This window comes from Oleiphilus sp. HI0128, from assembly GCF_001635365.1.
Genome location: NZ_LWGG01000834.1, coordinates 1 through 7407 on the forward strand (window position 1 = coordinate 1; position 7407 = coordinate 7407).

9 protein-coding genes, 1 tRNA gene and 1 pseudogene are annotated in these 7407 nt (G+C 43.0%); 2 read left to right on the top strand and 9 right to left on the bottom strand.

Going from position 1 to position 7407, the window contains the following annotated elements:
* Positions 1-134, bottom strand: a 134-nt coding sequence (locus A3763_RS30130; RefSeq protein ID WP_156495075.1) for a transposase, incomplete at its 3' end; no start/stop codon positions are given.
* A gap of 116 nt (positions 135-250) precedes the next feature.
* On the opposite strand from A3763_RS30130, the gene A3763_RS12780 reads away from it, so the two are divergent.
* On the top strand, positions 251-436 hold the full coding sequence (locus A3763_RS12780; protein WP_156495076.1) for a hypothetical protein: 186 nt from the start codon (positions 251-253) through the stop codon (positions 434-436).
* A gap of 54 nt (positions 437-490) precedes the next feature.
* Positions 491-1036, top strand: coding sequence for a nitrous oxide reductase accessory protein NosL (locus tag A3763_RS12785; protein ID WP_068634376.1), 546 nt, complete (start codon positions 491-493; stop codon positions 1034-1036).
* Positions 1037-1159: 123 nt separating this feature from the next.
* On the opposite strand, the gene A3763_RS12790 is transcribed toward A3763_RS12785, so the two are convergent.
* From A3763_RS12790 to A3763_RS12825, 8 genes and pseudogenes are all read right to left on the bottom strand, one after another.
* On the bottom strand, positions 1160-2614 hold the full coding sequence (locus A3763_RS12790; RefSeq protein WP_068507642.1) for a triacylglycerol lipase: 1455 nt from the start codon (positions 2612-2614) through the stop codon (positions 1160-1162).
* A gap of 152 nt (positions 2615-2766) precedes the next feature.
* On the bottom strand, positions 2767-3099 hold the full coding sequence (locus A3763_RS12795) for a YnfA family protein (RefSeq protein WP_068507643.1): 333 nt from the start codon (positions 3097-3099) through the stop codon (positions 2767-2769).
* A gap of 31 nt (positions 3100-3130) precedes the next feature.
* Positions 3131-4012 (bottom strand): SPFH domain-containing protein, encoded by an 882-nt coding sequence (locus A3763_RS12800; RefSeq protein WP_068507645.1) that lies wholly within the window; start codon positions 4010-4012, stop codon positions 3131-3133.
* 24 nt (positions 4013-4036) lie between these two features.
* A complete protein-coding gene (locus A3763_RS12805) occupies positions 4037-4477 on the bottom strand; it encodes an NfeD family protein (protein ID WP_068506810.1) in 441 nt (146 codons plus the stop codon).
* Between the two features lie 78 nt (positions 4478-4555).
* Positions 4556-4837 (bottom strand): hypothetical protein, encoded by a 282-nt coding sequence (locus A3763_RS12810; protein ID WP_068507647.1) that lies wholly within the window; start codon positions 4835-4837, stop codon positions 4556-4558.
* A 597-nt stretch (positions 4838-5434) separates the two neighbouring features.
* The gene (locus A3763_RS12815) at positions 5435-6775 is read right to left on the bottom strand and encodes a bifunctional 2-polyprenyl-6-hydroxyphenol methylase/3-demethylubiquinol 3-O-methyltransferase UbiG (protein WP_068554763.1); all 1341 of its coding nucleotides are present in this window, start codon (positions 6773-6775) and stop codon (positions 5435-5437) included.
* A gap of 186 nt (positions 6776-6961) precedes the next feature.
* A tRNA-Pro gene (locus tag A3763_RS12820) sits at positions 6962-7038 on the bottom strand.
* A 183-nt stretch (positions 7039-7221) separates the two neighbouring features.
* Positions 7222-7407, bottom strand: a pseudogene (locus A3763_RS12825) (MerR family transcriptional regulator); the annotation flags it as partial.

Genomic DNA, 7407 nt, shown 5'->3' on the forward strand with positions numbered 1-7407 from the left:
TGAAATTTATCTCGCCAGGAATACAAGGTGGATAGGTTTATGTTTTCCTGGGCTGAAAACGTTCTTAATGATAACCCACTTTCAAGCCACTTCTTAACAATGGCTTCTTTAAACTCTTTTGAATAATGCTTCACTCATATTCTCTTACCGCCTCCTATTCAATTATTAAAAATTAACAGAGGCGACAACTATCCTGACACAGGGGGGTAAAGGCGATATTCAAAGTGACTTGCTCAGTCAAGTTTTACTCTTGAACCCAACGTATATCTTCCGCCTGGTTAATTATCAGGTGGTTAATGCCGCAGAATATGGTGGCGTGCTACAACTGGCTGAAGGCACAGAGATGAGCATGGCAGGACTGCTATCTTCCCTGGTTTTATGGATCGCAGCACCACTTGCATTCGCCGCCTACTTATTGAAGAAACGAGAGGTATAAGGTGATGAATCATAAGCCCCCCACCAAAACGCTAAACAGTCGCCTTTAGTTCCGGTGCTGGTTTTGCTGATTCAAGGCGTATTAATTTTCGGGATTGTTTCGTGTAGTGAAAACGATCCTAAAGCTAAGCCAGAAATCAGCGCCGTACATATTGAAGACCAGGACGAATGCCACCTGTGTGGAATGCTTATCAACCAGTTTGCCGGCCCTAAAGGTGAGATGTTTGAGAAGAATAAATCGTCGGTACGTAAGTTTTGCTCAGTGAATGACTTGTTCGCCTATATGCTTCAACCTGAAAATATCCATAACACAGCTAAAGCATTTGTCCATGATATGACGAGCAGTCCTTGGGGTAATACTCGCGAAGCCGAGCTAATCGATGCCAAACAAGCCTGGTATGTAATTGGTCATAAGCTCCCCGGAGCAATGGGACCGGCCCTGGCTTCATTTAAAAACAAGAACAGTGCAGAAGCGTTTGCCAAATCACAGGGGGGCAAAGTTCTGGCATTTTCTGATATTTCGCTCGAAGTGCTAAATCAAGCTATGCATGCTCACTCAATGCATCAGACCGACAAGCTCAAACATGGGCATATGCAATAGGCCACTTTCATGAAGAGCGTGGTGCTAAACACTCAAGTGATGACATTTTATATAAGCAAGTCAATCGGACATCAAATTCGCTGCTAAAGCAGTCTGACTCTACCGAGGTAAGTTGATTAGGGCTCACTTATCCTCAGATTCGTTTTCCTTACTGTGCTTGCCACCTAAAACTTTCGCCCCTTTGTGTGCAAGCTTCCCTCCAGCCTTGAGCGAGAAGTATATGGTATTGAGTATATCTTTATGGCTATCTTCTATCGGCAAGGTTACATCTTTAATCAAAGGGACTTTCCTAAGTACGCTGTATGGTTCATCTGCTATCGCGCCGTGAACCTTCTCAACGGCGTCTACCGTATGATCATAGGCAAGCGCTAACAAATCCAAGCTACCTGATATGATTTCTTGATTCGACAAGCCTTGCGCGACTCTCTGCACCATTTGCTGCTTCTTAGTCGCTTCCCTCACCTCGTAGAACTTCAAGTCAATATGATCTGGATGCTCACGGAACCACTGGTTTATTTGCTGGTAAACCTTTTCTGAGTGAGCCAGAGGTACATGTGGAATACCATTGAAATGGGCCTGCTTACTGTCTTCTGGTGCAGATATGGGGTTAGCACTTGTATGTCTCACCAGGCTATCGCCAAAATACTTGTTGAGTAGACTATTCTTGTTCGCCGATAGCGAGCCGCTAATGAAGTGATGCTGAGCATGCGCGGTAAAACTTCCACAGCGCACACTCTGCTCGTAGGGGTCATCACTATCCGCGCCACGTTTTTCTTTATTCAGATGGAGTAAGCCGTCCTTCAGATCTTGTATACCCTGGCTTCGAACGTCTATCCAGTCTGCCCAGTGACTAATGTAATCACGCGGGATATAGCGAACAATAGAACTGGTTAGGTGACCAAACTTCTCCAAGGGCGAGCCTTCATGAGGCGTGCCAATGTAATAACAGTTTGACAACAAACTTAGCCAATCTGCTTCGGCATCTTGCGCGAGTTTCTGGGCACTTCGTATTAACAAGCCTCCCATACTAAAGCCCATTAGCACGATCTCTTCTACAGGTATGGGGTATGCCTCAATGAGCTCTGAAAGTAGCCGAGTTAATTTTTGCCCATTATCTTTAATCGATAAGCCTGTGTTGTAACGCAAGTAAAAAGGCGTAAAGCCAAACTCTTCTTGTAAGCGTCGACCATAGTTATCTTTTTCACTTAGCGCTTCGTCATCATCACTTGAACGACCATTACTCGAGCTCTCCCCTTCACTTTCCCCACCGAGTGAGTCTGGTTTTAAGTCCCATATTGTTTCTAGATTGGTCAGCCCGTGGATGAGGACGATAATTTTGTTAGATAAGGCTTTTTCTGCTTTGACGCTCCCGGAACCTTGAAGCACCTGTTGAGCAAGCGTGTCATCTAGCAATAGAGGTATGTTTTGCTGGTAAAAAGCCATATCGATGGCTAATGGGTTGTGCTCTTTTTCCAGATAATCACCAACGATGCCATTTAACACAGAGCGACTTAGGTTCGCCCAGTTTTTTAGGTCTACCGAAGCCATTAATTTGTTATCACTCGTTAGCTTATCCATGCGTATTCACTCGTTTAGGTGGGAAAAACCATTCTTCGGGAATGGAAAAATAAAAACTCGCGCCAAGACCGATACCCCTTCTGGCTTATCGGACGATGCAAGACTGGCCAGTTCATGGTGGATGACACTTAAAGCATCAGCTACCTATCAGGCTATAGCTCACGAGGGCTGAACATGATAATTGCCATGCCCAATAGCGCAACGCCTACGCCGGTAATATCCCAGCACGTGGGTTTAATACCTTCGACAACCCATAGCCAACATATTGCTACCAGGATATAAACACCGCCATAAGCAGCATAAACGCGGCCCGCAGCAGCAGGGTGCAAAGACAACAACCACGCAAACAAGCCTAGACTTAGAGCAGCAGGAATAAGCAACAAAGGGCTTTTATCCTGCTTTAAGTACAAATAAGGAAGGTAGCAACCAACAATTTCTGCAAGCGCAGTAACGATGAATAGCGCGATGGTTTTTAGCTCAAACATAAATTAGGCTTTATCTTGCTACCCTAGTGTATTACTTCCCTATCATACCCGCGATAGCTTTTGGTAAATCGGCAGGTAAGATTACCGACTTGCTGTTCTCAGATGTCGCCAGGCTTTCTATCGCTGAAACATACTTCTCACCAAGAAGGTAGGTCACTGCCATGTCTTTATCGGTCAAAGGGGCAGAGACCATTGAGATTGACTGCTGCCTCGCTTCTGCCAATAGCAATTCAGCTTTAGCATCTTGTTCTGCTGCTTCTTTTCGGCCCTGTGCTTCCAGTATTTGCGCTTGCTTCTGGCCCGTGGCTTCTAATATCTGGGCTTCTTTAGAACCTTCAGCTCTGGTCACCGTTGCACGCCTTGCCCGCTCTGCAGAGGCTTGCTCTTCCATTGCTTCTTGCATCGTCTTAGAAGGGTTAATGTCCTGAATTTCAACTGAACGAAGCGCTATACCCCATTCCGCAATTTCATTCGCAATCGTGCTAGTGAGGCTGGTTTTTATTTGCTCTCGAGAGCTCAATGCCGCATCCAGATTCATTTCACCGATAATTGAACGAAGCGTTGTTTGGACTTTGGTTTGTATCCCTATCGTGTAGTTATCAACACCGTACACTGCTTTCTGCGGGTCAGTAATGGAGATATAACCTACGGCACTGGCAATAATAATAGCATTGTCTTTTGTAATAACCTCTTGGCTAGGAATATCCAATACGATTTGCTTAGTTGTAAGCTTATAGGCCACCTGGTCAAAATAAGGAACGATAATATTCAATCCAGGCTTCAGTGTTTTTTGGTACTTTCCAAAGCGCTGTACAACCCACTGATAGCCCTGAGGTACGAGCCTTACACCTTGTGCAACCGTCACCAGTAATAAAATAAATATCGCTATTGCTATGTATAATCCTGCTTCCATAATCCCTTGCTCCTAAAAGATAATTTATTGTTTTTTCATCACTAGTCGATGTTCAGTGACACCGGTTACTTTAACCGCATCTCCTACATCTAGTTGATCATCAGACTCAAAGTCCCACTCATCATAGCCCTTAATGGGAGTAGAAAAGCGAACGCGCCCCGGCCTTTCCCCGGAAGGAGGCGTCAGCGTCACGCCTAGTTCACCCTGAATTTCATCAAGCGCTGGTAAAACTACCTTATCCCGCGAGGGTTTGAGTATTTTGAACCACATGCTGGTGAGTAAGGCAGATAAAATAGCCCAGGCGCTTATCTGAAAGGTAGTACTTAGATCCGGCTCGACAAGAAGTAACATGCCAACCAATACCCCGCCAATACCAAACCAAAGCGCGGTGAATGAAGGGATAACGAGCTCTAAAAGAACAAGAAAAATCCCAAAAACAATCCAATGCCAATACAATAAATCCATCAATAATTCCTATTTCTCATTCGACTGCGACAACTACTACGAGGCAAAGCTCTCGTTTAATTTTTTTTCAGCAAGCGCTTACTTATTATGTAACTTGAATAAGGGGTTGGTATTGGCTATAACGGCTGCCACATCACCTTTATCTGAATTATCAATTTTCGCCGCAGACAGTTCTGCTCTGCTTTCACAAACCGTGAAACCTTCAGCAAGTATGCAATCTCGCTCTTCAGCAACGTCTTCACTCGAAATTGAGTTGCTACCCTTAATTAGCCTCTTTGATATAGGCGTGTACTTTCCTTGTGCCAACTTTCGATGGTATTGAGGTTCAAACGAGAGTTGTTTTTGAGCTTTATTCTTCATCAGTATTCCGGTCTTAATATTTAGTTCTTCTATTTTAGCTTAGAAAGAGATCCAATCCGTAGCCACCACCACGCTATAGACATCTACCCCATAGTCTATCACTCCAAGGCTCAACACTACACAGTGCTTTGAAGCGGGATATCGGTAAATACAGTGATAAGAAATGTAAATCGACTGAGAAGTTTGGAGAGAGCCCGGAATTACCTGGTACGGATCAGAGTCAATCAAAGCCTACGCCCAGACACAGTGACCATCGGTGGGACATTAGAATGAGAGAAATAGCTCTGTTTTGAGCTACCTCTTTTAACTCGAAACAATCATTGCTCAACACCCAGTGTTTTGCGTTTAGAGTGGGATTAGCTGTTACTTTGGAATCCCTGCAGCCCATCATCAAGGGACTAATTTTATGCACGGAACAGAAGTCTGCTATCGTTTAGCCACTCACTTGCTAAAAAGCCAACGACTCTGGCCAGCTATATTTAGCGCTCGGTTTAGTCATACGCTAGTTCCTTTTAAATCTTAGTGCTAGCCTAGACCTTGCAGTTAGTTGTGCTCGATTGGACGCTTACATTTAAAGAAACCGAACACATTTTCTGATCACACTCCCATCATATTGTTTATATTAGCTGCACTACTTGCGCTCTTTTCTCTCAAATACATCATATCTAGTTTTATTAGGACCTCAACAAAGGAACATAGTTCTGCAAAGACGGTTTCAAACGTTGCATGGCTTTTCGTTGTCTTGATGGTTTGCTCGACAACCTCTTTTAAGCTTCGTTTTCCATCTATATGTTCAAACAATGCTTTGCTGTGTGGGTTTCTTTTTAAGGTAAACATTTGGTTCAGTTGTATTTGATTTCCTGGTGCAGAAAACGCCTTAAGCAAATTTTGCTTACGTTCATTTTGGCCGTAAATGGTGCTGATGGCAGGAACCAGATCTGTATTCTTTATGCTAGGAGTAGAAGTTTCCTTAAACGAAACAAAACAGCATTGTTTCATGATTTGACCAAACAACAACTCGCAGATAGATTGCTGTTTTCTAAGCGGAAGTTGTTTGATTGTGTTCAACAGCTCTGGGTCACGAATATAGGTTTCGGGATAAAAAATCATGTCACCAAGAGGGTGGTCAGGATTATATAGTTTATTTAACTTCAATCCTGCATTTTCAACATAGTCGTACATTTCGTTTACGGTATAGGCCCGGTCTTGAGAGTGTATTAGTAGATCGTATATGCCAATATCTGTACTTAAATCTTTCTTACAAGAAACTTTATTTGAGGAAAACCAATTGCCTTGTGGTAGCCCGTTTAGAGTTTTTTTTGTGTTATCAATACAGTCTTGAATGTTGGGCGTGTCGGTATTTATCTGACGCATTAATTCCTGCATCTGATAGATTCCTGTTCGTCCAATTGTTGCGTAAACCATAAGATACATCGCACCATCAGGATGAAGTACCTTAGTAAGCGCTTTTAAACCTTCATCTGGGTTTTTCAAGTGATGCAAAACGCCAGTACAGGAAATAAAATCAAACTCACCGTATTCTTGTTTGTTCAGATTTAACAAGGAATCATGAATCCAGGTAATATTTTTTAATTTCCTGACTTTAGCTCGTTCCTTGGCGATGTCCATTGATGCTTGAGACATATCCAAATAGACCACTTCTACTTCAGTTTCCCTAAGTTGTTCGGCTAAATAAATAACATCATCACCGGTCCCGCCACCGGCAACTAGGACTCGAAACGACTGAGTAAAATCACGCTTACCCTCAAAAGCGTAATAATTAAGACAATCTAAGGAGCAGGGTTTGGAGACATAAAGATCTGTTTTCTCATTAGCAGGATCTCTTGCAGGGTAGGGATAATTCTCGTATTGCTGCCTGACTTCTTCAAGATATGTCCCTTCTTTCATAATGCCCTCATTTTTTTGAATAACGATCAATATTATTAAAACAAAAAATTATCAAACATAATCTTAGGGGAATGCAGACCTATATGTCTGTTAACTAAGTAGAATTTTCAGATTATGCATTAAACAAGGGAGTCTAGACTCTATGATGTACATTTTCACCCTATAATGGTAAAAGCTGCGACAGATGCTAAAAAACAGGAATTAAAAAAGAAAAATTGGTCGGGATGGCGGGATTCGAACCCACGACCACATGTCCCCCAGACATGTGCGCTACCAGGCTGCGCTACATCCCGAACGGTGTGAAACAAGAATNTGTTCACCAGGTTGATACTAGGTATCAGCTTACATGGGGGTAATCGACGGGTTTTAGGCCTGTCGACTTAAGTCGCGGGTATAATACCTTATGACGCTTTAGAAATAAATAAAAAACGCCGATAGTATCGGCGTTTTTTAAGATTACCTTATTACTTGAAAGCTTAGCTGTTTAGTACGTCTAAAACTTCTTCAAGCTCAGTGATCATTTGCTTGATCAATTCAGAGTTTTGCCCTGCAGGGCCCTCATCACCTTCATTGTGCAGTTTTTGCTTGGCACCACCGATGGTATAGCCTTGATCGTACAATAAACTACGAATTTGACGAATAGTCATGACGTCCTGGCGCTG